This window comes from Sphingomonas sp. A2-49 (genome assembly GCF_025548555.1).
Lineage (GTDB): Bacteria > Pseudomonadota > Alphaproteobacteria > Sphingomonadales > Sphingomonadaceae > Sphingomonas.
In genome coordinates, this window is the sequence record NZ_JAJLPA010000050.1 from 1 (window position 1) to 1,199 (window position 1,199).

Annotated in this window: 1 protein-coding gene; it reads right to left on the reverse strand. The window is 64.1% G+C overall.

The features are described 5' to 3' along the window. Nucleotides 1-19: 19 nt before the first annotated feature. A protein-coding gene (locus LPN01_RS19015; RefSeq protein ID WP_262829998.1) for an IS3 family transposase occupies nucleotides 20-1,140 on the reverse strand; the annotation gives its coding sequence in 2 pieces (ribosomal slippage) (nucleotides 20-891 and nucleotides 891-1,140; 1,122 coding nt in all). Nucleotides 1,141-1,199: the final 59 nt, after the last annotated feature.

Genomic DNA, 1,199 nt, shown 5'->3' on the forward strand with positions numbered 1-1,199 from the left:
GGTGACGTGCTCCCCTTTTTCAGGCCGCTGATAAGTTAGCTTCGGTGTCCTCATGCCCCTGGCGGGGGCGGTTGGTGAACTCGGCGGGTGCCATGCCGCCGAGGCTGCTGTGCGGACGTACGGTGTTGTAGTCCGTCCGCCATGCTTCGATGATCCGTCTCGCCGCAGCCAGCGATGGGAACAGGTGCTCGTTCAGGCACTCGTCGCGCAAGCGACCATTAAACGATTCCACAAAGCCATTCTGCTGCGGCTTGCCCGGGGCGATGTAGTGCCACTCGACCCCGGTGTCCTGGCACCAGGCGAGAACGGCATGACTGGTCAGCTCGGTGCCATTGTCACTGACCACCATGCACGGCAGCCCGCGACGTTCGGCGATGGCGCTCAGCTCGCGAACGACCCGCCGACCGGACAGCGAGGTATCGACGATACACCCCAGGCATTCCCGGCTGTAATCGTCGATGACGTTGAGCATGCGGAACCGCCGGCCGCAGGCCAACGAGTCCGATACGAAGTCGAGCGACCAGCGCTGGTTGGGTTCCTGCGGGATCGCCATCGGCGCCCGCGTGCCCAGCGCGCGCTTGCGCCCGCCACGCTTGCGCACCGTCAGCCGCTCCTCGCGATACAGCCGGTACACCTTCTTCAGGTTCATGCCCTTGCCCTCACGCCGCAGCAGAATCGCCAGCCGCCGGTAGCCGAACCGACGGCGCTCGTTCGCGATCTCGCGCATCCGCTCGCGGACAGCATCGTCCTTCCCGCGAAGCGGCTCATGTTGCCATGCCGACCGATTGACCCCGATCAGCCTGCAGGCGCGACGCTCGGAGAAGCCGTGATCGGCCATCAGCTTCTCCACCGCAGCGTAGCGCTCCACAGACCGGGTCAGTTTTTTCCCAGCAGATCCTTCAACGCCGACACGTCGAGCATCGACTCCGCCAGCAGCTTCTTCAGCCGGCGGTTCTCGTCCTCGAGCGTCCGCAACCGCGCCGCCTCTGACACGGTCATGCCGCCGTACTTCGCCTTCCAGTTGTAGAACGTCGCATCGCTGATGCCGTGCTTCCGGCATAGCTCGGCGGTCTTCACGCCAGCCTCATGCTCCCGCAGAACGCCAATGATCTGATCCTCGGTAAATCGGCTTCGCCGCATCACTCGTCTCCATCTGACGAGCTAACTTACCAATGGCATGATTTCCGGGGAGCAGGTCA